This is a genomic window from Streptomyces sp. NPDC001700, from assembly GCF_053596435.1.
Window position 1 is genome coordinate 355441 of sequence record NZ_JBSFGE010000001.1, and the last position, 22051, is coordinate 377491.

The following is a 22051-nucleotide window of genomic DNA, read 5'->3' on the forward strand; positions in this document are numbered from 1 at the left end:
GGGCGGGGGAGCGGGGGCGGGCTACGGGAGCGCCAGCATCCGTTCCAGGGCGGCCTTCGCGTGGGCCTCCGTCTCGGCGTCCACCTGGATGCGGTTCACGACCTTGCCCGCCACCAGCGACTCCAGGGCCCACACCAGGTGCGGCAGGTCGATCCGGTTCATGGTCGAGCAGAAGCACACCGTCTTGTCGAGGAAGACGATCTCCTTGTCCTCGGCGGCGAATCGGTTCGCCAGCCGCCGGACGAGGTTCAGCTCGGTGCCGATGGCCCACTTGCTGCCGGGCGGGGCGGCTTCGAGCGCCTTGATGATGTACTCGGTCGAGCCGACGAGGTCCGCCGCCGCGACGACCTCGTGTTTGCACTCGGGGTGCACCAGCACGTTGACGCCCGGTATGCGCTCGCGGACGTCTCGTACGGACTCCAGCGAGAAGCGGCCGTGCACCGAGCAGTGGCCGCGCCACAGGATCATCTTGGCGGCGCGCAGCTGCTCGGCGGTCAGCCCGCCACCGGGCTTGTGCGGGTTGTAGACGACGCAGTCGTCCAGCGTCATGCCCATGTCCCGCACGGCGGTGTTCCGGCCCAGGTGCTGGTCGGGCAGGAACAGCACCTTCTCGCCCTGCTGGAACGCCCAGTCCAGGGCGCGGCGGGCGTTGGAGGAGGTGCAGATCGTGCCGCCGTGGCGGCCGGTGAAGGCCTTGATGTCGGCGGAGGAGTTCATGTACGAGACGGGCACCGTCGTCCCGGCGACGCCCGCGTCGGTCAGCACGTCCCAGCACTCGGCGACCTGCTCGGCGGTGGCCATGTCGGCCATCGAGCAGCCCGCCGCCAGGTCGGGGAGGACGACCTGCTGGGCGTCGCCGGTCAGGATGTCGGCGGATTCCGCCATGAAATGCACACCGCAGAAGACGATGTACTCGGCGTCCGGCCGGGCGGCCGCGTCACGGGCGAGCTTGAAGGAGTCGCCGGTGACATCGGCGAATTCGATGACCTCGTCGCGCTGGTAGTGGTGGCCGAGCACGAAGACCTTGTCGCCGAGCTTCTCCTTGGCCGCGCGGGCGCGGGCCACCAGATCCGGGTCGGAGGGCGCGGGGAGGTCGCCGGGGCACTCCACACCGCGTTCGCTCCTCGGGTCGGCGTCACGGCCGAGCAGGAGCAGCGCGAGCGGGGTCGGCTGGACGTCGAGGGGCTGGGCGGTGGTCACAACACGCACCCTTCTTTCTTCACTCGGAACCCTAATCGTCAATTTGACGCTATCTATCATAACCGCTTCACGTCATGTTGACGATGGGCATCGCGTCGATGTGACGCATTCCGGACCGCGCGCCCTGTGTGCGAGCATGAAGTGCCAGGAACATGCGCTGGGCCCGGAATGAATCCGGGGTGCCGTTGGTTGGTGCCGACGGCAAGTAGTCCGTACGACCCGGGAGAGAAGCAGATGACCGTTCAGGACGAGACCACCGCGAGCGAGGGCATCATCCTGTCCGACGCCGCCGCGTCGAAGGTCAAGAGCCTGCTGGAGCAGGAGGGCCGCGAGGACCTCGCGCTGCGCGTCGCCGTCCAGCCCGGTGGCTGCTCCGGCCTGCGCTACCAGCTCTTCTTCGACGAGCGCGCGCTCGACGGCGACGTCGTGAAGGACTTCGACGGCGTCAAGGTCGTGACCGACCGGATGAGCGCCCCGTACCTGGGCGGTGCCTCGATCGACTTCGTCGACACCATCGAGAAGCAGGGCTTCACGATCGACAACCCGAACGCCTCGGGCTCCTGCGCCTGCGGCGACTCCTTCAGCTGAGCCCTGAAGCGACCGGCATACGGAGGCGGCGGGTCCATCCGGACCCGCCGCCTTCGGTATGTGCTGGGGCTACTTCTTCTGCGCCGGGATCTTGTCGCCCGTCGACTTGTCGACGACCTCACGGCCGTCCAGCGGCTTGTCGAGCGTGACCTTCTTGGTCATCTCCTTGGCCATGAGGATGCAGGCCTGGCCCGGACGCTTCGGCTTGCTCTCGACCTCGACCGTCACCTTCTTCGACGTCTCCTCGGCGGAGACCGAGTAGGTGTCGCACACCCCGCCCCAGAAGCGCAGCGTCAGGGTCTTCCCGTCCGCGCTGTACGAGGTGATGTCGTCGGCCTTGGAACCGCGGCCCGGCGTGCCCGGCTCACTGCGCTTCTGGCCCTGGCCCGGGGCCTCGCCGCCGGTGTCCTTCGGCTGGTCCGCCTTCTTCTTGATGAACTCCGGCTTCACCGCCGGGTAGGGGAGGGTCACCGCGACGCCGTTGGCCCCGGTCGGCTCCGTCTTGAAGATCCACGACGGCACCAGCGCGCGCTGTCCGGCCACGGAGTGCGAGGCCAGCCCGAAGGTCACCGACTTCACGGCCACCTTCCCCGCCCCCTTCGCACCGCTCTTCGGCGCCGTGGCGTTGAGCTTCTTCAGCGCCTGCCCCGCGCTGATCAGCGGATAGCTGTCGGCCTCCGTCGGCTCCGCCAGCATGCCGCTCCCGCCGACCAGACCGCCGTCCGCGCCGATCTGGAGGCTGGTCGTCCAGCCGTGGGTGGGCAGCTCGTCCAGCACCGGGTCCGCGTTCACCATGCGCACGGCGCCGTAGCGGCCGCCCGCGTCGAGTTTCGCGCCGGACAGCCCGAGTGCCTTCAGCACCGGCCCGGCCGTGCGCTTGGCCTTCTCCTCGGACACGGCCTTGTCGTCACCGCTCTTGCCGCTCCTGTCGGTGCCGCTCTTCTTCTCGCCGTCCCGGTAGGTCGGGCAGGAGGTGCTTCCGGCCTTCGGCCCCGCGCTCGGCGGATGCACGCACGTGTCGCCGCCCGGCGTCCCGAAGCGGGAGAACGACCAGCTGCCCGGGCCCTTCTCGCTGACCCGCAGCACCGGGCCCCGGCCGTCCTCCGTGCCCCCGACCTTCCAGGAGCCGTGCTCGGCGCGGGGGCTGCCGGAGACGTCCAGGGCCTTCGCCAGCCGCGCCACATCGGCCTTGGTGACCTTGGCGCCGGTTCGGTAGACGGGCGCCTCGTCGGGCCCGTCGGGAAGCTTCCCCTTGACCACGTAGCGGTCGCCGCCGCTCGGATCGGGCTCGCCGACCGCGATCCCCTCGTGCCCCGCCGGGGCGGCGTACGCGTCCAGTGCGAGGGGCTGGGGGGTTCCACCCGAGCCCGGGCCCTGGGAGCCGCCGCCGTTCGCCGCGGTCGAGGCCCAGTAGGCGCTGCCGCCACCGGCGACCAGCACCGCGGCCGCCACCGATACGACGGCCAGCCGGGAACGCCGACGCGGCTGCGGATGGTCGTCGTCGGGGGTCTGCGGGGTGTCGGTCTCCTCGGTGCTCACCGTTTCACTCCTTCGGCTCCGCTCACGCTCTGTCCGGTCCCTTGCCCTCGCGAGGGGGTCGCCGTTGTGACGGGGTGAAGCGGCGGCTGGTTCCTTCCGCCGTTTTTCGGCCGCTCAGTGGCGGCCGTTCACGGCGGCCGCGCTCAGTCGCCGTAGTCGGACATGCCGTCGACCAGATCCGCCGACGCGGCCGAAACCGTGATCCCTCGGATGCGCGACGGAGACACGGGCGCGGCGGGAGGCGCTACGGTGACCACCGGAACCGCCCAGTGCGGCGCCATCCGGGCGCCGTAGCCGCGCAGTTCGGCCAGGGCGTCGGGTTCGATCACTCCGGCGGCGGGCAGGTCGGGGGTGACGTGCTGCGGCATACGAACTCCCGGTCCAGGGGGCCCGCACGGGCACGAGCCCCGTCATCTCCGCACCGTATGCCCTACTAACGGGTACTTCCTGCCGTTCGTAAGCGGCCGGGGAAGCCGATAGCGTGAAGCGTCCGATTTCGCCGCCGCCCCGAAACAGGAGCAGCTCTCGTGCGTATCGCCGTCACCGGCTCCATCGCCACCGACCATCTGATGACCTTCCCCGGACGCATTGCCGATCAGCTGGTCGCCGACCAGTTGCACACGGTCTCCCTCTCCTTCCTGGTCGACAAGCTCGAAGTCCGCCGGGGCGGGGTCGCCCCGAACATCTGCTTCGGCATGGGAGTGCTCGGGCAGCACCCGGTCCTGGTCGGCGCGGCCGGCGAGGACTTCGCCGAATACCGCGCCTGGCTGGACCGGCACGGTGTGGACACCCAGTCCGTCCGGATCTCCGAGGTGCTGCACACCGCGCGCTTCGTCTGCACCACGGACGACGACCAGAACCAGATCGCCTCCTTCTACCCCGGCGCGATGAGCGAGGCCCGCCAGATCGAGCTGCAGCCGGTCGCCGAGCGGGTCGGCGGGCTGGACCTGGTGCTCATCGGCGCGGACGACCCGGAGGCGATGGTCCGCCACACCGAGGAGTGCCGCTCGCGCGGCATCCCGTTCGCCGCCGACCCCTCGCAGCAGCTCGCCCGCATGGACGGCGAGGACATCCGGGTGCTGGTGGGCGGTGCGGAATACCTCTTCACCAATGAGTACGAGGCCGCGCTGATCGAGACCAAGACCGGCTGGACCTCCGAGCAGATCCTCGCCAAGGTCGGCACCCGCATCACCACGCTGGGCGCCCAGGGCGTCCGGATCGAGCGCGAGGGCGAGGAGCCGATCGTCGTCGGCTGCGCCGAAGAGGAGCGGAAGGCCGACCCCACGGGCGTCGGCGACGCCTTCCGCGCGGGCTTCCTCTCCGGTCTGTCCTGGAAGCTCCCGCTGGAGCGCGCCGCCCAGGTGGGCTGCATGCTCGCGACGCTCGTCATCGAGACGGTCGGCACGCAGGAGTACGAGCTGCGCCGGGGCCACTTCATGGAACGTTTCGCCAAGGCCTACGGCCCCGAGGCGGCCGCCGAGATCGGCGGCCACCTGGCCTGACGGCAGTACGCACAGGGTGGGGCCGGGGGCGCGTCCCCCGGCCCCACCCTGCGTCAGGTCTTACGTCCGGCGGCGCACCCGGTACGCCGTGCCGCGCTCGGCCGGGCGCTCGCCCTCGTAACCCTGCCCCCGCATCTCGCACCACGCCGGGATGTCCAGCCGCGCCGCGTCGTCGTCGGACAGCACGGTCACCACCCCGCCCACCGGTACGTCGCCGATGACCTTGGCCAGTTCGATCACCGGAATCGGGCACCGCTTGCCCAGCGAGTCGACCACCAGGCCAGGACCCTCGGAAGCGGTCTCCCCGGCGGGGGCGGCCCCGGCCGGGGCCGACGGGGCGCCCAGCCGCTCGCGGACCCCGGCCACCACGCCCGGCAGCACCTCCAGGAACCGGTCCACGTCCGTCTCCGCGGTCCCGCGCGGGAGCGAGACCCGGATGTTGCCCTCGGACAGCACCCCCATGGCCCGCAGCACATGGCTGGGGACCAGCGTGCTCGACGTGCACGACGAGCCGGAGGAGACCGAGAACTCCGCCCGGTCCAGCTCGTGCAGCAGCGCCTCCCCGTCGACATAGAGACACGAGAAGGTGACCAGATGCGGCAGCCGCCGCTCCGGATCGCCGACCACTTCCACGTCCGGCACCAGCTCCGGCACCCGGGCCCGGACGCGGTCCACCAGCTCCCGCAGCCGCGCCGCCTCCCCGGCGGCCTCGGCCCGCACGGCGCGCAGGGAGGCGGCGGCCGCGACGATGGCCGGGAGGTTCTCGAAGCCCGGGGCGCGGCCCGACTCCCGCTCGTCCGCCGCGACCGGACGGAACCGGGTGCCCTTGCGCACCGCGAGGAGCCCCACCCCGGCCGGGCCGCCCCACTTGTGGGCGCTCGCCGTGAGCAGCGACCACGTGCCCTCCACCGGGCCCCAGCCCAGCGACTGGGCCGCGTCCACCAGCAGCGGTACGCCGTCCGCCGCGCACGCCTCCGCGGCCGCCGCCACCGGCTGCACCGTGCCGACCTCGTGGTTGGCGGACTGGAGGCAGGCCAGCGCGACGCCGTCGGGGGCCTCGCGCAGGGCCGTCGTATACGCGTCCGGCGCGACCCGGCCCGTACGGTCCACCGGGACCTCGGTGACCGCGCCGCCGGACGCCTCGTGCGCCGCCGCGGCCTGGAACACCGCGGAGTGCTCCACGGCGGAGACGATCAGCCGCCGCCCGGCCCGCCGCCGCCCGGCGAGCGCTCCGGCGATGCCGTCGTGCAGGGCGCGGGTTCCCGAGGGGGTGAAGGCCAGCTCGTCGGGGCGGCATCCGACGGCCTCGGCGGCGGTCTCCCGCGCGGCGTCCAGCAGCAGCCGGGCGCGCCGCCCCTCGCGGTAGAGCCGGGCCGGGTCGGCCCACCCCTCGTCGAGGGCGGCGAGCAGCGCCTGCCGGGCGACGGGATGCAGCGGTGCGGACGAGGCCGCGTCGAAATAGGACACGTATAGAACATGCCACGCACGGGCGTACGGCGTACCGACGCGCGCGCATCACACGAACGGGGCGCTGCCCGTCCCACCTGTACCCCTGTCGCCCTCCGGCCACACGTCGCCCCGTCCCCGGGCCCGGAAAACGCTGGCGGAGCAGGTCATTCCGCCTGGATTCCGCGCTGTTCCGGGGGTGACGCCACCCCTTCGGGGAGGGGTCCGGCGCGTTGGGCACCCTCCCCGCGCAGCGCCAAATGGCGTCCAGTAGGGTTTGGTCCGCATAAACATCCAAACCCCTGCCCGCACCGGGCCGGCGACCGACCAGATGACGGCCGCGGCCGACCGCGCGGGCGAGACTCTCGGGAAGGCGCTACGTGAGTCCCAACGGCTCCGACCGCTCGTCGCGGCGCCCGGTGCGGCGGAAGCTGCTGCAGGCGCTGTCCGCCGGCGCGGTCCTGGCGACCGCCACCGGTTGCACATCCAAGGACTTCCCCCGGCTCGGAATGCCCACCCCGGTCACGGAGGAGGCGCCGCGGATCCTCTCCCTGTGGCAGGGCTCGTGGGCGGCAGCGCTCGCCGTGGGCGTGCTGGTGTGGGGCCTGATCCTGTGGTCGGTGGTCCTCCACCGCCGGACCAGGACCCGCATCGAGGTCCCGGTACAGGTCCGGTACAACATGCCTCTCGAGGCACTGTTCACCGTGGTCCCGATCGTCATCGTCGCGGTGCTGTTCTACTTCACCGCGCGCGATGAGAACGCCCTCCTCAAGACCTCCAAGAAGCCCAACCACGTGGTCAACGTCGTTGGCTACCAGTGGAGCTGGGGCTTCAACTACATGGAGGACGTGGACGGGAATCCGGCCAGCCCCAAGGCCTTCCCGAAGGAGGTGTCGTCCATCCCCGACAAGATGCTCGACACCGTCCCGAAGGGCGCCGAGGGCGTCTACGAGACCGGTACCCCCGGCGAGCGGAATCCGCAGAACGGCAACCCGGGTCCGACCCTGTGGCTGCCCAAGGGTGAATCGGTTGAGTTCATCCTGACCTCCCGTGACGTCATCCACTCGTTCTGGGTGGTCCCCTTCCTGATGAAGATGGACGTCGTCCCGGGCCATGCCAACCGGTTCGAGGTCACCCCGAACCGTGAAGGCACCTTCATGGGCAAGTGTGCCGAGCTGTGCGGCGTCGACCACTCCCGGATGCTCTTCAACGTCAAGGTCGTTTCCCCGGAGCGCTACCAGCAGCACCTGAAGGACCTGGCGAAGAAGGGCCAGACGGGATACATCCCGGCGGGCATTGCGCAGACGGACCCCGCCAAGAACGCGGAGACCAAGACACAGTGAGCATCCTCAACGAACCCCAGGGTGCCGACGCAACCGCCTCGTACGAGGATGAGTTGCCGGTGCGCCGCAAGCAGCCCGGCAATGTCGTCGTCAAGTGGCTGACCACCACGGACCACAAGACGATCGGCACGCTCTACCTGGTCACGTCGTTCGCGTTCTTCTGCATCGGCGGACTCATGGCGCTCTTCATGCGCGCCGAGCTGGCCCGTCCCGGCACGCAGATCATGTCGAACGAGCAGTTCAACCAGGCGTTCACCATGCATGGCACGATCATGCTGCTGATGTTCGCCACCCCGCTGTTCGCGGGCTTCACGAACTGGATCATGCCGCTCCAGATCGGCGCGCCCGATGTGGCGTTCCCGCGGCTGAACATGTTCGCGTACTGGCTGTACCTCTTCGGCTCGCTCATCGCGGTGGGCGGCTTCCTGACCCCGCAGGGCGCGGCCGACTTCGGCTGGTTCGCGTACTCACCGCTGTCGGACGCGGTCCGCTCGCCGGGCGTCGGCGCCGACATGTGGATCATGGGTCTGGCCTTCTCCGGCTTCGGCACGATCCTCGGTGCGGTCAACTTCATCACCACGATCATCTGCATGCGCGCTCCCGGCATGACCATGTTCCGCATGCCGATCTTCACCTGGAACGTGCTGCTGACCGCGGTGCTGGTCCTGCTGGCCTTCCCGGTGCTGGCCGCCGCGCTGTTCGCCCTGGAGGCGGACCGTAAATTCGGGGCGCATGTCTTCGACGCGGCCAATGGCGGGGCGTTGTTGTGGCAACACCTCTTCTGGTTCTTCGGACACCCAGAGGTGTACATCATCGCGCTGCCGTTCTTCGGAATCATTTCCGAGGTCATCCCGGTCTTCTCGCGCAAGCCGATGTTCGGTTACTTCACCCTGGTCGCCGCGACGATCTCCATCGCCGGTCTGTCGGTGACCGTGTGGGCGCACCACATGTACGTCACCGGCGGGGTGCTCCTACCGTTCTTCTCCTTCATGACGTTCTTGATCGCGGTTCCGACCGGTATCAAGTTCTTCAACTGGATCGGCACGATGTGGAAGGGCTCGCTGAGCTTCGAGACCCCGATGCTCTGGGCGGTCGGCTTCCTCATCACCTTCACCTTCGGTGGTCTCACCGGCGTCATCCTGGCGTCGCCGCCGATGGACTTCCACGTCTCCGACTCGTACTTCGTGGTGGCCCACTTCCACTACGTGGTCTTCGGCACCGTGGTCTTCGCGATGTTCTCCGGCTTCCACTTCTGGTGGCCGAAGATGACCGGCAAGATGCTGGACGAGAAGCTCGGCAAGATCACCTTCTGGACGCTGTTCATCGGCTTCCACGGCACCTTCCTGGTGCAGCACTGGCTGGGCGCCGAGGGCATGCCGCGCCGGTACGCCGACTACCTGGCGGCCGACGGCTTCACCGCGCTGAACACGATCTCCACGATCAGCTCGTTCCTGCTCGGTCTGTCGATACTGCCGTTCCTCTACAACGTGTGGAAGACCGCCAAGTACGGCAAGAAGGTCGAGGTCGACGACCCGTGGGGCTACGGCCGCTCGCTCGAGTGGGCGACCTCCTGCCCGCCGCCCCGGCACAACTTCCTCACCCTGCCGCGGATCCGTTCCGAATCCCCGGCGTTCGACCTGCACCACCCTGAGATCGCGGCGCTCGACCAGCTCGAGCACCAGGGTGCGGCCGACGCAGACAAGGCCCTCGCGGGTGGTAAGGAGGCCGACAAGTGAAGGTCCAAGGCCGGATGTTCATCTGGCTCGCCGTCTTCATCCTGCTGATGGCGATCGTCTACGGCGTGTGGTCGAAGGAGCCCGCCGGTACCACGGCGCTGTTCCTCGCCTTCGGCCTGAGCATCATGATCGGCTTCTACCTGGCGTTCACCGCGCGCCGGGTGGACGCCGGAGCGCAGGACAACGAGGACGCCGATGTCGCGGACGACGCTGGTGAGCTGGGCTTCTTCTCCCCGCACAGCTGGCAGCCGCTCTCCCTGGCCGTCGGCGGCGCCCTGGCCTTCATGGGCGTGGTCTTCGGCTGGTGGCTGCTGTTCTTCTCCGCTCCGATGATCATGGTCGGCCTCTTCGGCTGGGTCTTCGAGTACTACCGCGGCGAGAACCAGAACCAGTAGCTGTTCCCGAATGGGGCCCGACACCGGACAGGTGTCGGGCCCCATCCGTGTGTCAACACACGGATGCCACGCTCGGCGCGCCGTCCGCCGCGGGCCTTCATAGCGTGAGCGCATGAGCCACACACCTCGATCTCCTCGAACCCGGGCGGTGCTCTCCAGTGCCCTGCTGGTGGCGTCGCTGATAGCGGGTCTCAGCGGATGCGGGGGCCCCTCCTCGGACCCGCTGTCCGCCAAGCCGTACGACGCCGCCGACCAGATCTCGTTCAACGGCGAGAGCGGCGCCCGCGACGCCGATCCGGACCGGCCGCTCCAAGTGACCGCCAAGGGCGACGACGGCCGGATCACGGACGTCACCGCCACCGACGCGGCAGGCAGGTACGTACGGGGCGAGCTGACGCCGGACGGCGGCCGGTGGCGCTCCACCGTGCCGCTGGCCGCGGGCGCCCACTACACGCTGCGGGTGTCCACGGAGGACTCGGGCGGCGCGCCGGGCCGCCGTACGATCAGCTTCGCCACCAGTTCCAAGCACCGCCAGCTGAAGGTCAGCTTCGGGCCCAAGGCGGGGGAGTACGGGGTCGGCCAGCCGATCACAGCCAAGCTGAGCCGCCCGGTGAAGGACCCCTCGGCCCGGTCCGTGGTCGAGCGGGGCCTGAAGGTGGACTCACAGCCCGCGGTGGACGGCGTCTGGCACTGGGTGAACAACAAGACGCTGCACTACCGCCCGGCCGAGTACTGGCCCGCCCACGCCACCGTCAACGTGCGCTCCAACCTCAAGGGCATCAGGATCGGCGGCGGGCTCTACGGCGGCGAGGCCAAGCCGCTGCGGATCACCACCGGCGACCGCATCGAGGCCCTCACCGACTCCGGGACCCACCAGATGACGGTGAAGCGCAACGGGCAGGTGATCCGGACCATCCCGATCACGACCGGTATGCCCGGGTTCGACACCCGTAACGGCACCAAGGTCATCCTGGCCAAGGAGTCAGCCGTACGGATGACGGGCGCCAGCATCGGCCTGGGCTCCGGTTCCTACGATCTGATGGTCTACTGGGCGGCCCGGGTCACTGAAAGTGGTGAATACGTCCACGCCGCGCCCTGGTCGACCGGCTCGCAGGGATACGCCAACGTCAGCCACGGCTGCACCGGCATGTCCACCGCGAACGCCCAGTGGTTCTTCAACACCGTGCACCTCGGCGACGTCGTCAAGGTCGTCAACAGCAACGGTGCCGACATGGCCGCGTTCGGCAACGGCTACGGCGACTGGAACATGGCCTGGGCCGACTGGCGCCAGGGCAGCGCCCTCGCCGCCGGTCAGCGGGACGGCAGCACCCCGGCCGACTCGGCCCGGCTCCGCCCCATGGCGTGACCGGGTGAGACCGCGCGGAGTGCGGTCAGGCGCCCACCGCGAGCCGCTTGCGGAGCAGCCCGGCCAGCGCGTCCGACAGGGCCACCGGGTCCACCGGATGCGTCACCGCGGCCTCCGCGCGGCTCCAGGTGGCCAGCCAGGCGTCCTGCGGGCGGCCGATGAGCAGCAGCACCGGCGGGCACTGGAAGACCTCGTCCTTGATCTGCCGGCAGACGCCCATCCCGCCCGCGGGCGCCGTCTCCCCGTCCAGGACGCACACGTCGACCCCGCCGTCCTCCAGCGCCGCCAGGACGGCGGGGAGGGTCGCGCACTCCACGAACTCCACCGGAGGCAGATCGGCGGCGAGCCGGCGACCGGTCGCGAGCCGCACCTGTTCGCGGGTGTTCGCGTCGTCGCTGTAGACCAGCACCGTGGCGGTCGGCCGCATCGTTTCCTCCGCATCAGCCAAGGGGACTACCGGGCTTCTGCGGCGGATGTTACTCCCGTACAGCCTTCCGGAGGAGGGGGCGAACCGATCTCTCCCTCCTTCGAGGGACGGCCCTCAGCAGCCGCGACGAGCAGCATCGATGCCCCTGATGCCGCCCCGGACACTCCGAACGGCACCCCCGGGAGTGAGGGCCGGATAAGCGACCGACATAATGTCGGTCGTGGCGACAGCAACAGCAACAGATACCGGGCACGCGCACCCGTCGGTCAACCGACCGAACCTCACCAGCGTCGGAACCATCATCTGGTTGAGTTCCGAGCTGATGTTCTTCGCGGCCCTCTTCGCGATGTACTTCACCCTGCGATCGGTGACCGGAGCCGAGCACTGGAAGGAAATGGCGTCCGCGCTGAACTTCCCGTTCTCGGCGACGAACACCACGATCCTCGTGCTCTCCTCCCTCACCTGCCAGCTCGGTGTCTTTGCTGCCGAGCGTGGCGATGTGAGGAAGCTGCGCTCCTGGTTCGTGATCACCTTCATCATGGGCGCGATCTTCATCGGCGGTCAGGTCTTCGAGTACACCGAGCTGGTCAAGCACGAGGGGCTCTCGCTCTCCTCCGACCCGTACGGCTCGGTGTTCTACCTGACCACCGGTTTCCACGGACTGCATGTGACGGGCGGCCTCATCGCCTTCCTGCTGGTCCTGGGGAGGACGTACGCGGCCAAGAGGTTCACCCACCAGCAGGCGACGGCGGCCATCGTCGTGTCCTACTACTGGCACTTCGTCGATGTCGTCTGGATCGGCCTCTTCGCCACGATCTACATGATCAAGTAAGCCGGTCACCGCGACCGGAAGCACGTCCTCAAGCATCGACGCAGAAGATCCTGACACCGGGGTAATCCGTGAAAAAGCTCTCCGCACGACGGCGCCATCCGCTGGCTGCGCTCGTCGTCCTACTCTTCGCGCTGGCGGTCACTGGGGGGCTGTACGCCGCGTTCTCGCCGAGCGAGGCGAAGGCCGATGACAGCTCCGCCCAGTCCCTCGCCATCGAGGAGGGCAAGAAGCTCTATGCCGTCGGCTGCGCCAGCTGCCACGGTACGGGCGGTCAGGGGACCACCGACGGCCCGAGCCTCGTCGGAGTCGGCTCCGCCGCCGTCGACTTCCAGGTCGGTACCGGCCGGATGCCCGCCCAGCAGCCGGGCGCCCAGGTGCCGAAGAAGAAGAAGGTCTACTCGGACGCCGAGACCGAGCAGCTGGCCGCCTTCATCTCCTCGCTCGGCGCCGGGCCGGTGACGCCCTCCAAGAGCCAGTACAGCACCGACGACGCGGATGTCGCGAAGGGCGGAGAGCTCTTCCGTACGAACTGCGCGCAGTGCCACAACTTCGCCGGCAAGGGCGGTGCCCTCACCAACGGCAAGTACGCGCCGTCCCTCGAGGGCGTGAGCAAGAAGCATCTGTACGAGGCCATGCAGACCGGCCCGCAGAACATGCCCTCCTTCCCCGACACCACGATGCCGGAGAAGACCAAGCAGGACATCATCGCGTACCTCGACACGGTCAACAGCGACAAGTCCAAGACCCCCGGTGGCCTTGAGCTCGGCGGGCTCGGCCCGGTCAGCGAGGGCCTCTTCGCCTGGGTCTTCGGCATGGGCGCGCTGATCGTCCTCACCATCTGGGTCGCCGCCCGGACCGCAAAGGCCAAGAAGTCATGAGTAGCCACGAGATTTCAGAAGCAGAAGAGAAGCTGCCCGAGGAGCGGGCGGGGGGCGGGGCGACCGTCGTCGCGGAAGACCCGTTCGCCGACCCGGGGCTGCCCCCGCACGAGCACCGTCAGCAGGACATCGACGAGCGGGCCGCCCAGCGGTCCGAGCGCACCGTCGCCCTGCTCTTCACGATCTCGATGCTGGCGACGGTCGCGTTCATCGCCTCCTACGTGGCACTGCCGGTCGACAAGTACATCTACGTCTTCCCGATCGGTCACATCAGCGCGCTGAACTTCGCGCTGGGTGTCACCCTCGGCATCGCGCTGTTCGCCATCGGCGCCGGTGCCGTCCACTGGGCCCGCACCCTGATGTCCGACGTGGAGATCGCCGACGACCGGCACGCCATCGAGGCCAGCCCCGAGGTCAAGGCCAAGGTCCTCGACGACTTCCGCGCGGGCGCCAAGGAGTCCGGCTTCGGCCGCCGCAAGCTCGCCCGCAACACCCTCTTCGGCGCGCTCGCCCTGGTGCCGCTCTCCGGCATCGTGCTGCTGCGCGACCTCGGCCCGCTGCCCGGCACCAAGCTCCGGCACACCAGCTGGGGCAAGGGCAAGCGGCTCATGAACTACAACACCATGCAGCCGCTGCGGCCCGAGGACATCTCGGTCGGCTCCCTGACCTTCGCCATGCCCGAGGGCATGACCGAGGAGGACCACGACTTCCAGACCGAGATCGCCAAGGCCGCCCTGATGCTGGTCCGGCTCCAGCCGGAGAACATCAAGGACAAGCGCGAGCTGGACTGGTCGCACGAGGGCATCGTCGCCTTCTCGAAGATCTGCACCCACGTCGGCTGCCCGATCAACCTGTACGAGCAGCAGACCCACCACGTCCTGTGCCCCTGCCACCAGTCGACGTTCGACCTCTCCGACGGTGGCCGAGTGATCTTCGGTCCGGCCGGTCACGCACTGCCCCAGCTGCGGATCAGGGCCAATGACCAGGGGTACCTCGAAGCCATGGGCGACTTCTCGGAGCCCGTCGGTCCTGCTTACTGGGAGCGCGGATGAGTACTGCAACAGACACGGGCACGCCGCGGCGCGGCAAAGCGCCCGCGGGCGAGCGCGTCGCCGACTGGGCCGACGGCCGGCTGGGCATCTACAGCCTCGCCCGGGCCAACATGCGCAAGATCTTCCCGGACCACTGGTCCTTCATGCTGGGCGAGGTCGCGCTCTACAGCTTCATCATCATCATCCTCACGGGTGTGTACCTGACGCTGTTCTTCCACCCCAGCATGGAAGAGGTCGTGTACCACGGCCCGTACGTCCCGATGCAGGGCGTCCGGATGTCCGAGGCCTTCGCCTCGACGCTCGACATCAGCTTCGAGGTGCGCGGCGGTCTGCTGATCCGGCAGATCCACCACTGGGCCGCGCTGGTCTTCCTCTGCGCGATGTTCGTGCACATGATGCGCGTCTTCTTCACCGGTGCCTTCCGCAAGCCGCGTGAGGTCAACTGGCTGTTCGGCTTCCTGCTGTTCTTCCTCGGCATGCTGACCGGCTTCACCGGCTACTCGCTCCCCGACGACCTGCTCTCCGGCACCGGTCTGCGGTTCATCGAGGGCGTGTTCCTGTCGATCCCGGTCGTCGGCACCTACATCTCGATGTTCGTGTTCGGCGGCGAGTTCCCGGGCATGGACCTCATCCCGAGGCTCTACCCGGTCCACGTCCTGCTGCTGCCGGGCATCATGCTCGGCCTGCTGGTGGCGCACCTGATCCTGGTCTTCTACCACAAGCACACGCAGTACCCCGGGGCCGGAAAGACCAACAAGAACGTCGTCGGCATGCCCCTGCTGCCGGTCTACATGGCCAAGGCGGGCGGCTTCTTCTTCCTGGTCTTCGGCGTCATCGCGGTCATCTCCGCGATCGCCACGATCAACCCGATCTGGACCATCGGCCCCTACCGGCCCGACCAGGTCTCCACCGGCGCCCAGCCCGACTGGTACATGGGCTTCGCCGAGGGTCTGGTCCGTGTCATGCCGGGCTGGGAGATCACCGCGTGGGGCCACACGCTCGTCCTGGGCGTGTTCATCCCGATCGTGGCCTTCCCGCTGGTCCTCTTCGCGATCGGCTTCTACCCCTTCATCGAGGGCTGGATCACCGGCGACAAGCGCGAGCACCACATCCTGGACCGCCCGCGCAACGCCCCGACCCGTACGGCCTTCGGTGTCGCCTGGCTGACCGCGTACTTCGTGATGCTGATCGGTGGCGGCAACGACCTGTGGGCCACCCACTTCCAGCTGTCGATCAACTCGATCACCTGGTTCGTGCGGATCGGCTTCTTCGCCGGGCCGGTCCTCGCGTTCATCGCCACCAAGCGGATCTGCCTCGGCCTCCAGCGCCGCGACAAGGAGAAGGTGCTGCACGGTCGCGAGACCGGCATCATCAAGCGCCTGCCGCACGGTGAGTTCATCGAGGTGCACGAGCCGCTCACGCAGGAGCAGATGCACGTGCTCACCCAGCACGAGCAGCCGAAGGCCTACGAGCTGGGCCCCGAGGTCGACGAGAACGGCGTCCGCCGCAAGTCCACGGCGTCGCAGAAGCTGCGGGCCAGGCTGTCCAAGTCGTACTACGGCGAGGACGCCTTCATCCCGAAGCCGACCTCCGAGGAGTACAAGGAGATCACCAGCGGCCACGGCCACCACTGATCTCCGCTGACGTCTGCTGACGTCTGTCCGCCACAGACCAGGGCCCCGGCCCGGACCTCGCGTCCGGACCGGGGCCCTGGTCTGTGCCCTGGTCTGTGCCTTGGTCTGTGCTTATGACCAGTGTCCGCGCGGATAGGCTGGGTCTGATCGAGCGCGGATCCAGCCACTCAGGAGCGGACCATGGACGTTGTGACCCCAGCCGGAGGCGACAGCACCGCGGCGGCCCGTACCTGGCCGGACGTGCTCACCTCCCTCCTCGGCGGCCAGGACCTCAGCGCCGACGACACCGCGTGGGCCATGGACCGCATCATGCGCGGCGAGGCCACCGACGCCCAGATCGCCGGGTTCGCGGTCGCGCTGCGGGCCAAGGGCGAGACCGTCGCCGAGCTGTCCGGTCTGGTCCGCGCGATGTACGGGCACGCCAAGACGATCGAGGTGCCCGGGCGGACCGTCGACATCGTCGGCACGGGCGGCGACCGCGCCAAGACCGTCAATATCTCGACCATGTCCGCCCTCGTGGCCGCCGGTGCGGGCGCGCGCGTGGTCAAGCACGGCAACCGTGCCTCGTCCTCCGCGAGCGGCGCCTCCGACGTCCTGGAGAAGCTCGGCGTCAACCTCGACCTGAGCCCGGCGCGGGTGGCCGAGATCGCCGAGGAAGCGGGCATCACGATGTGCTTCGCGGTCAAGTTCCACCCGTCGCTGCGGCACGTCGCGGCGGCCCGCCGCGAGCTGGGTATCGCCACCCCGTTCAACTTCCTCGGCCCGCTGACGAATCCGGCCCGGGTGGCCTGCCAGGTGACGGGCGTCGCCGACGCGCGGATGGCGCCGATCATGGCCGGGGTGCTGGCCGAGCGGGGCTCGTCGGCGCTGGTCTTCCGGGGCGACGACGGTCTGGACGAGCTGACCGTGACCGCGACGTCCCAGGTGTGGGTGGTCCGGGACGGCACGGTCCGGCGGGAGTCTTTTGACCCGCGCGACATCGGCTTCGAGCTGTCTCCGGTGGAGTCCCTGCGGGGTGCCGATGCCTCCCACAACGCGGACGTCGCCCGCCGCCTGCTCGCGGGCGAGACGGGCCCCGTCCGCGACGCGGTCCTCCTCAACTCGGCCGCCGCCCTGGCGACCCTGGACTGGTCCGCCGAGCCTGCCGATACCCCCCTTACGTCCCGTATCGCGACGGCCGTCACCCGAGCCGCCGAGTCGATCGACTCGGGCGCGGCCCGCGAGGCGCTGGAACGCTGGGTCCGCGCGAGCAACGCGTAGCGCCCGCCGGGGGGTTAGCCCCCACCCCGCCCCTTCCCGAAACCGGGACTCCGCCCCGGACCCCGGGTGCGGGCCGGTGGCCGGGTTGTGCCCACCCGTTCCTCCCCCAGCTACCGCTGGGAGGTGCCCCCCGGCGGAACGATTGCCCACAACATTTCCAAGGCTCCGGCCGTCCCCCAGCCCGACGAGCAAACCCGGCCCCGGCCAGGTAAACCCGGCCCCGGCCGGGCAAATCCAGCCTCTCCGGCGTTTGAGGAGCGGGGTGCAGGGGCGGAGCCCCGCAATGGGGTCCGGGGCGGAGCCCCGGCGGGGGTCCGGGGGCGGAGCCCTCGGTTTCGGGAAGGGGCGGGGTGGGGGTTTCCAGCATGCGGACGGGCGGGGGGCTTCGCGGGGCGGCATGGCATACTCGCCCCAGGTCACGAGCGACAGCGACTTCGGCCCCGGCCCGCTGTCCGGCAACCCTCCGTCCGTGGCGGGGTGCCCCGGGTGATGACCAGGCCGCACGCAGCGAGGCGTGCGGCAAGCGCGGACCCCTCGCACTAGGGGTCCTGGTGGTCGAGGGAGTTCTTCCGTGACGCAGCGAATGCGCTAGGGCCGCAGCGCCCCGTTTTCCCCCCAGCTCCGCGCGGAGCCACGGTGCATCACACCCGCCCGCGCGTTGAGCGAGTTCCGCATGCTCGCACACCCATCGGGAGAATTCGCCATGTCCGCATGCCCTTCTGCAGTCGAGATCCCCGCCCTGCTCCCCGTCCTCGGCAGCGATGTCACCGTGCCGCTGGTCACCGGCGGCGAGGTCACCTACGCCGCGCTCGACTACGCGGCCAGCGCGCCCGCCCTGCGCAGGGTGTGGGACGACGTCGCCGCCTACGCCCCGTACTACGGGAGCGTCCACCGGGGGGCGGGTTACCTCTCGCAGCTGTCGACGGACCTCTTCGAGACCAGCCGCAAGGAGGTCGCGGCGTTCCTGGGGTGCCGGGAGGACGACCAGGTGGTCTTCACCCGCTCGACCACCGATTCGCTCAACCTGCTGGCCGCCGCGCTGCCGACCGGCACCGAGGTGTTCGTGTTCGAGACCGAGCACCACGCCTCGCTGCTGCCGTGGGAGCGGCGGGAGGACACCCGGGTGACCTACCTGAGCGCGCCGCGCTCGCCCCAGGAGGCCGTGGAGACGCTGGAGAAGGCCCTAGCCGGACGGGACGGCGGCGGCCCGGCGCTGGTGTGCGTGACGGGCGCGTCGAACGTGACGGGCGAGCTGTGGCCCGTACGGGAGCTGGCCGAGGCGGCGCACGCGCACGGTGCCCGTATCGTCCTGGACGCCGCGCAGCTGGCCCCGCACCACCCGGTGGACATCGCGGAGGCGGACGTCGACTGGGTGGCGTTCTCGGGGCACAAGCTGTACGCGCCGTTCGGGGCGGGCGTCCTGGCGGGCCGGGCCGACTGGCTGCGCGAGGCGAGCCCGTACCTGGCGGGCGGCGGCGCCAGCCGTAAGGTCGCGCGCCGGGACGACGGCGGGGTGGACGTCGAGTGGCACACCACCGCGGCGCGCCACGAGGCCGGTTCGCCGAACGTGATCGGGGTGTACGCGATCGCCTCGGCCTGCAAGGCGCTGTCCGAGGCCGGGTTCGACGGCCTGGTGGCGCGGGAGCGGCAGCTGATCGCGGAGGTGCGGGAGGGTCTGGCGGAGGTGCCGGAGGTGCGGCTGCTGTCGCTGTTCGGCGACGACGCGCCGCGCGTGGGCGTGCTGTCGTTCGTGGTGGACGGCTGGAACAGCTCGCACTTCGCGGCGGCGCTCTCCGCCGAGTACGGGATCGGCGTCCGGGACGGGCTGTTCTGCGCGCACCCGCTGCTGCGGACCCTGCTGGACAGCGAGCCCGACGAGCCGGGGGAGTGCGGCGCGCCCGAGGCCGCCCCGGGCGAGCGCGCGCTGAACGCGATCCGGGTCAGCTTCGGCGCGGGCACCCCGGACGAGCATGTGGAGCGCTTCGTACGGGCCGTGAAGGAGCTGGTCCGGGACGGCGCGCGGTGGGACTACCGCACGGAGGACGGCCGCTGCGTGCCGGTCTCCTAGAAGGAACTAGCTGTCCAGGCCGATGGCGAACGCCGCTTCCAGGTCGTGCTGCGAGTACGTGCGGAAGGCGATGTGGGTCTCGGTGGAGGCCACGCCGGGGACCTTGGAGATCTGGCCCGGGATGATGTCCGCGAGGTCGTCGTGCTGGGCCACCCGCACCATCGCGATCAGATCGTGCGCGCCGGTGACCGAGTAGACCTCGCTCACGCCCTCGATCGCGGCGATCTTCTCGGCGATCTCGGGGATCCGGTCCACGCTGGTCTTGATGAGCACGATCGAAGTGATCACGGCTGGCTTTCTCCCTCGCTGGGCCTCGCTGCGCCGCCCACTCTATCCGGCCGCCCGAAGCGGGCCCACGCGTAGAGAAATCCGAGGGTGAAGCCCACGAGGTGGGCGAGGTAGGCCACCCCGGGACGGGCGTCGGCCTGGCGGGCGGCGAGCCACTGGAGGGTGACCCAGAAGATCAGCACGGCCCAGGCGGGAAAGCGCAGCGGGAGGAAGAAGAGGAACGGGAACAGGCTGGTCACCCGGGCGCGCGGAAAGAGCCAGAGGAAGGCGCCGAGGACGCCGGAGATGGCACCGGAGGCGCCGACCAGCGTCTGCGGCGAGGAGGCGTGGGCGACGGCGTAGCCGAGGAGGGCGAGATAGCCGGTGCCGAGGTAGAAGAGCGCGAAGTGGATACGCCCCATGCGCTCCTCGGCCATCGCCCCGAAGACGTAGAGAAACAGCATGTTGCCGAGGAGATGCAGCCAGTTGCCGTGGACGAAGAGCGCGGTCAGCGGGGTCAGCGGCTCGGCGGGGGTGCCGCTCCACAGGGCGCTGGGGACGACTCCCCAGCGCTCGAAGTACGCGGTCTGGGCCTGGAGAAGGTCCCCGTCGGAGCCGTAGCGGGGGTCGAGCCCGGAGGCCGGTCCGAGGACGAAGATCAGGCAGCAGCTGATGATGAGGGCGTACGTCATCACGGGACGGCCGGACTCCGCCGACTTCTCGATCATGGGCAGATCATCGCGTACCCGGCACAACCTGCACAGAGCGCCTCGCCGCCGCCCAGGGGCGGGTACGGGCCCGACACCGCCCGGGTCTCAGGCCGTAGGGTTACAGGACGCCGATGAGCCGAGAAGCGAGGACGCGACACCATGGCCGTTCCCACGCCGACAGCCGAGACCCGCTGGCGCTGCACGCTGTGCGGCAACCTCACCCGTTTCGATGTGACCCGCTCGACGAAGGCGGTGGAGTTCGTGCATCTGGACCTGGCCGGGGAGGCTCGGGTCGAGGAGCGCGATGTGGTCAGTGAGACCATTGAGTCAGTGCGTTGTCGCTGGTGCAACGCGGTCGACCAGATCGAGCTGGTGGACCGGCCGAGCACGAACGCGAAGGCCTGAGAGAAGGCCTGAGAGACGGAGCGAGGAGAAGGTCGTGGACCGGACGGGCGGGCCCGGGACGGCCGGTGACGCCGAGGGCGTCGCCGAGGCGCTGGACCGCCCCCTGCCGGAAGGGGTGCGGCGGCGCGTGGTGGCGCTGGTCGCCGACGCGTTCGGTGGGCTGACGGTCACCGAACTGCCACCCCAGCTGCGGCAGTACGCCCGGTTCACCCCGAATCGGCGCGCGAAGTTCGCGGGGAACGCGATGGCCGCCGCGGTGGAGAGCGACCCCGTCTTCCGGCAGCGGATCGGGCAGCGGCTGCGCGAGACCCAGGCCGAGCTGGCCGAGGCCATCGAGGGCGGTTCGCCGCCAGCGGCCGCCGATCCGGTGGACGTGGCGGCGGTGGCGTACGTGCTGCGCCCGGTGGGCTGGGTGAAGCTGGTCGAGGCGGCGGGCGAGGAGGCCCAGCGGGCCTCGGCCGAGCGGGCCGGTGAGGAGGCGGAGCGCGAGCTGCACCGGCTGCGCGAGGAGCTGGCCGCCGCCCGCGCGTCGTCCCGTAAGGAAACGGAACGGATCCGCGCCGAGCTGGACGCGGCCCGTAAGGAAACGGACGCGGTGCAGCGCAAGCTGCGCAGCGCGCAGAGCGATGTGAAGCGCGGGGCGGCGGCGCTGCGCAAGGCCGAGGGCGAGCTGGAGACCGTGCGCTCGGAGGCGGCGACGCGGCAGGCGGCCGCCGACGGTGAGGCGCGACGGCTGCGGGCCCGGCTCTCGGAGGCGGAGTCGGCGCTGGAGGCCAGCCGGCGGGCGGTGCGCGAGGGCCGCAGCGTGGAGGACATGCGGCTGCGGCTGCTGCTGGACACGGTGCTGGACGCGGCCCAGGGGCTGCGCCGCGAACTGGCGCTGCCGCCCGCGTCGATGCACCCGGCGGACACGGTGGACGCGGTCGAGCCGGGGAAGATGACGCCGAAGGACATAGCGACCAGGGCGCTGTCGGAGACGGATCCGGCGCTGCTGGACCAGTTGCTGGAGCTGCCGCAGGCACATCTGGTCGTGGACGGCTACAACGTCACCAAGACCGGCTATCCGACGATGCCGTTGGAGAAGCAGCGGCTGCGGCTGCTGGGCGGCCTCGCGGTGCTCGCGGCGCAGACCGGCGCGGAGATGACGTGTGTCTTCGACGGCGCGGAGCTGGCGGCTCCGGTGCTGCTGGCGCCGCCGCGCGGCGTACGGGTCCTGTTCAGCAAGCCCGGCGTGACGGCGGACGAGCTGATCCGGCAGCTGGTGCGGGCCGAGCCGCCGGGCCGTCCGGTGGTCGTCGTGTCGACCGACCGGGAGGTCGCGGACGGGGTCGCGCGCGCCGGAGCGCGCCCCGTGGCATCCGCCTTGTTGCTCAAGCGGCTTGCGCGTACCTGACCGTCGCTCA

The 22051-nt window shown here is 70.1% G+C and carries 21 protein-coding genes and 1 riboswitch; of the genes, 14 read left to right on the plus strand and 7 right to left on the minus strand.

What is annotated here, in order from left to right:
* Positions 1-21 precede the first annotated feature (21 nt).
* Positions 22-1209 carry a quinolinate synthase NadA gene (nadA, locus tag ACWC5C_RS01625; protein ID WP_385447984.1) on the minus strand — a complete coding sequence of 396 codons (1188 nt, stop codon included), beginning with the start codon at positions 1207-1209 and terminating at the stop codon, positions 22-24.
* A gap of 225 nt (positions 1210-1434) precedes the next feature.
* On the opposite strand from nadA, the gene erpA reads away from it, so the two are divergent.
* Positions 1435-1788, plus strand: a complete 354-nt coding sequence (erpA, locus tag ACWC5C_RS01630; RefSeq protein ID WP_385447986.1) for an iron-sulfur cluster insertion protein ErpA — start codon at positions 1435-1437, stop codon at positions 1786-1788.
* Positions 1789-1857: 69 nt separating this feature from the next.
* Here erpA and ACWC5C_RS01635 read toward each other — a convergent pair whose 3' ends face one another.
* Both ACWC5C_RS01635 and ACWC5C_RS01640 read right to left on the minus strand, forming a co-directional pair.
* Positions 1858-3327, minus strand: coding sequence for a hypothetical protein (locus ACWC5C_RS01635; protein WP_450872674.1), 1470 nt, complete (start codon positions 3325-3327; stop codon positions 1858-1860).
* A gap of 143 nt (positions 3328-3470) precedes the next feature.
* Positions 3471-3695, minus strand: coding sequence for a hypothetical protein (locus tag ACWC5C_RS01640; protein WP_385447992.1), 225 nt, complete (start codon positions 3693-3695; stop codon positions 3471-3473).
* Positions 3696-3854: 159 nt separating this feature from the next.
* Here ACWC5C_RS01640 and ACWC5C_RS01645 point away from each other — a divergent pair, with 159 nt between their 5' ends.
* Entirely contained in the window at positions 3855-4829 is a 975-nt protein-coding gene (locus tag ACWC5C_RS01645) for a carbohydrate kinase family protein (protein ID WP_450872676.1), read from the plus strand.
* A gap of 60 nt (positions 4830-4889) precedes the next feature.
* Here ACWC5C_RS01645 and ACWC5C_RS01650 read toward each other — a convergent pair whose 3' ends face one another.
* A complete protein-coding gene (locus tag ACWC5C_RS01650) occupies positions 4890-6296 on the minus strand; it encodes an aminotransferase class V-fold PLP-dependent enzyme (RefSeq protein ID WP_450872678.1) in 1407 nt (468 codons plus the stop codon).
* Between the two features lie 359 nt (positions 6297-6655).
* Here ACWC5C_RS01650 and ctaC point away from each other — a divergent pair, with 359 nt between their 5' ends.
* The 4 genes from ctaC to ACWC5C_RS01670 all read left to right on the plus strand — a co-directional run bounded on the left by ctaC (position 6656) and on the right by ACWC5C_RS01670 (position 11115).
* Positions 6656-7618, plus strand: a complete 963-nt coding sequence (gene ctaC, locus ACWC5C_RS01655) for an aa3-type cytochrome oxidase subunit II (RefSeq protein WP_385447999.1) — start codon at positions 6656-6658, stop codon at positions 7616-7618.
* Positions 7615-9354, plus strand: coding sequence for an aa3-type cytochrome oxidase subunit I (gene ctaD / locus ACWC5C_RS01660; RefSeq protein WP_450872680.1), 1740 nt, complete (start codon positions 7615-7617; stop codon positions 9352-9354). The genes ctaC and ctaD overlap by 4 nt, the downstream gene beginning before the upstream one ends.
* Positions 9351-9749 (plus strand): cytochrome c oxidase subunit 4, encoded by a 399-nt coding sequence (locus tag ACWC5C_RS01665; protein ID WP_385448003.1) that lies wholly within the window; start codon positions 9351-9353, stop codon positions 9747-9749. Before ctaD ends, ACWC5C_RS01665 begins: the two co-directional genes overlap by 4 nt.
* 112 nt (positions 9750-9861) lie before the next feature.
* A complete protein-coding gene (locus ACWC5C_RS01670; protein ID WP_450872682.1) occupies positions 9862-11115 on the plus strand; it encodes an Ig-like domain-containing protein in 1254 nt (417 codons plus the stop codon).
* A 25-nt stretch (positions 11116-11140) separates the two neighbouring features.
* Here the strand turns inward: ACWC5C_RS01670 and ACWC5C_RS01675 are convergent, their stop codons facing one another.
* Positions 11141-11542, minus strand: coding sequence for a DNA-binding transcriptional response regulator (locus ACWC5C_RS01675; protein ID WP_385448008.1), 402 nt, complete (start codon positions 11540-11542; stop codon positions 11141-11143).
* Between the two features lie 211 nt (positions 11543-11753).
* Between ACWC5C_RS01675 and ctaE the strand changes: the two genes are divergently transcribed.
* The 6 genes from ctaE (at position 11754) to ACWC5C_RS01705 (ending at position 19266) form a co-directional block, all read left to right on the plus strand.
* Positions 11754-12374, plus strand: coding sequence for an aa3-type cytochrome oxidase subunit III (ctaE, locus tag ACWC5C_RS01680; protein ID WP_450872684.1), 621 nt, complete (start codon positions 11754-11756; stop codon positions 12372-12374).
* Between the two features lie 68 nt (positions 12375-12442).
* On the plus strand, positions 12443-13252 hold the full coding sequence (qcrC, locus tag ACWC5C_RS01685; RefSeq protein WP_450872686.1) for a cytochrome bc1 complex diheme cytochrome c subunit: 810 nt from the start codon (positions 12443-12445) through the stop codon (positions 13250-13252).
* Positions 13249-14304, plus strand: coding sequence for a cytochrome bc1 complex Rieske iron-sulfur subunit (gene qcrA / locus ACWC5C_RS01690; protein WP_450872688.1), 1056 nt, complete (start codon positions 13249-13251; stop codon positions 14302-14304). Before qcrC ends, qcrA begins: the two co-directional genes overlap by 4 nt.
* Entirely contained in the window at positions 14301-15938 is a 1638-nt protein-coding gene (gene qcrB / locus ACWC5C_RS01695) for a cytochrome bc1 complex cytochrome b subunit (RefSeq protein WP_450872690.1), read from the plus strand. Before qcrA ends, qcrB begins: the two co-directional genes overlap by 4 nt.
* A gap of 180 nt (positions 15939-16118) precedes the next feature.
* Positions 16119-17198: an anthranilate phosphoribosyltransferase gene (gene trpD, locus ACWC5C_RS01700; protein ID WP_450872692.1), complete on the plus strand. Its 1080-nt coding sequence runs from the start codon at positions 16119-16121 to the stop codon at positions 17196-17198.
* Positions 17199-17612: 414 nt separating this feature from the next.
* Positions 17613-17730, plus strand: a riboswitch (SAM riboswitch).
* Positions 17731-17901: 171 nt separating this feature from the next.
* Positions 17902-19266, plus strand: a complete 1365-nt coding sequence (locus ACWC5C_RS01705) for an aminotransferase class V-fold PLP-dependent enzyme (RefSeq protein WP_450872693.1) — start codon at positions 17902-17904, stop codon at positions 19264-19266.
* A gap of 6 nt (positions 19267-19272) precedes the next feature.
* Here ACWC5C_RS01705 and ACWC5C_RS01710 read toward each other — a convergent pair whose 3' ends face one another.
* On the minus strand, positions 19273-19554 hold the full coding sequence (locus ACWC5C_RS01710) for an Lrp/AsnC family transcriptional regulator (protein WP_123100692.1): 282 nt from the start codon (positions 19552-19554) through the stop codon (positions 19273-19275).
* Positions 19551-20261, minus strand: coding sequence for a rhomboid family intramembrane serine protease (locus tag ACWC5C_RS01715; RefSeq protein ID WP_450872695.1), 711 nt, complete (start codon positions 20259-20261; stop codon positions 19551-19553). The genes ACWC5C_RS01710 and ACWC5C_RS01715 overlap by 4 nt, the downstream gene beginning before the upstream one ends.
* A gap of 141 nt (positions 20262-20402) precedes the next feature.
* On the opposite strand from ACWC5C_RS01715, the gene ACWC5C_RS01720 reads away from it, so the two are divergent.
* Together ACWC5C_RS01720 and ACWC5C_RS01725 are read left to right on the plus strand one after the other, a co-directional pair.
* Entirely contained in the window at positions 20403-20648 is a 246-nt protein-coding gene (locus ACWC5C_RS01720) for a hypothetical protein (protein WP_385449033.1), read from the plus strand.
* Between the two features lie 34 nt (positions 20649-20682).
* Positions 20683-22041 carry an NYN domain-containing protein gene (locus ACWC5C_RS01725; RefSeq protein WP_450872697.1) on the plus strand — a complete coding sequence of 453 codons (1359 nt, stop codon included), beginning with the start codon at positions 20683-20685 and terminating at the stop codon, positions 22039-22041.
* Positions 22042-22051: the final 10 nt, after the last annotated feature.

Excerpts from the sequence above, each read along its gene's own strand:
- ACWC5C_RS01640 (WP_385447992.1), bottom strand. The coding sequence starts at position 3,695 with ATGCCGCAGCACGTCACCCCCGACCTGCCCGCCGCCGGAGTGATCGAA.
- trpD (WP_450872692.1), top strand. The coding sequence starts at position 16,119 with ATGGACGTTGTGACCCCAGCCGGAGGCGACAGCACCGCGGCGGCCCGT.
- ACWC5C_RS01715 (WP_450872695.1), bottom strand. The coding sequence starts at position 20,261 with ATGATCGAGAAGTCGGCGGAGTCCGGCCGTCCCGTGATGACGTACGCC.
- erpA (WP_385447986.1), top strand. The coding sequence starts at position 1,435 with ATGACCGTTCAGGACGAGACCACCGCGAGCGAGGGCATCATCCTGTCC.
- qcrB (WP_450872690.1), top strand. The coding sequence starts at position 14,301 with ATGAGTACTGCAACAGACACGGGCACGCCGCGGCGCGGCAAAGCGCCC.
- ctaE (WP_450872684.1), top strand. The coding sequence starts at position 11,754 with ATGTCGGTCGTGGCGACAGCAACAGCAACAGATACCGGGCACGCGCAC.
- qcrA (WP_450872688.1), top strand. The coding sequence starts at position 13,249 with ATGAGTAGCCACGAGATTTCAGAAGCAGAAGAGAAGCTGCCCGAGGAG.
- ACWC5C_RS01705 (WP_450872693.1), top strand. The coding sequence starts at position 17,902 with ATGTCCGCATGCCCTTCTGCAGTCGAGATCCCCGCCCTGCTCCCCGTC.
- ACWC5C_RS01670 (WP_450872682.1), top strand. The coding sequence starts at position 9,862 with ATGAGCCACACACCTCGATCTCCTCGAACCCGGGCGGTGCTCTCCAGT.
- ACWC5C_RS01720 (WP_385449033.1), top strand. The coding sequence starts at position 20,403 with ATGGCCGTTCCCACGCCGACAGCCGAGACCCGCTGGCGCTGCACGCTG.
- ACWC5C_RS01675 (WP_385448008.1), bottom strand. The coding sequence starts at position 11,542 with ATGCGGCCGACCGCCACGGTGCTGGTCTACAGCGACGACGCGAACACC.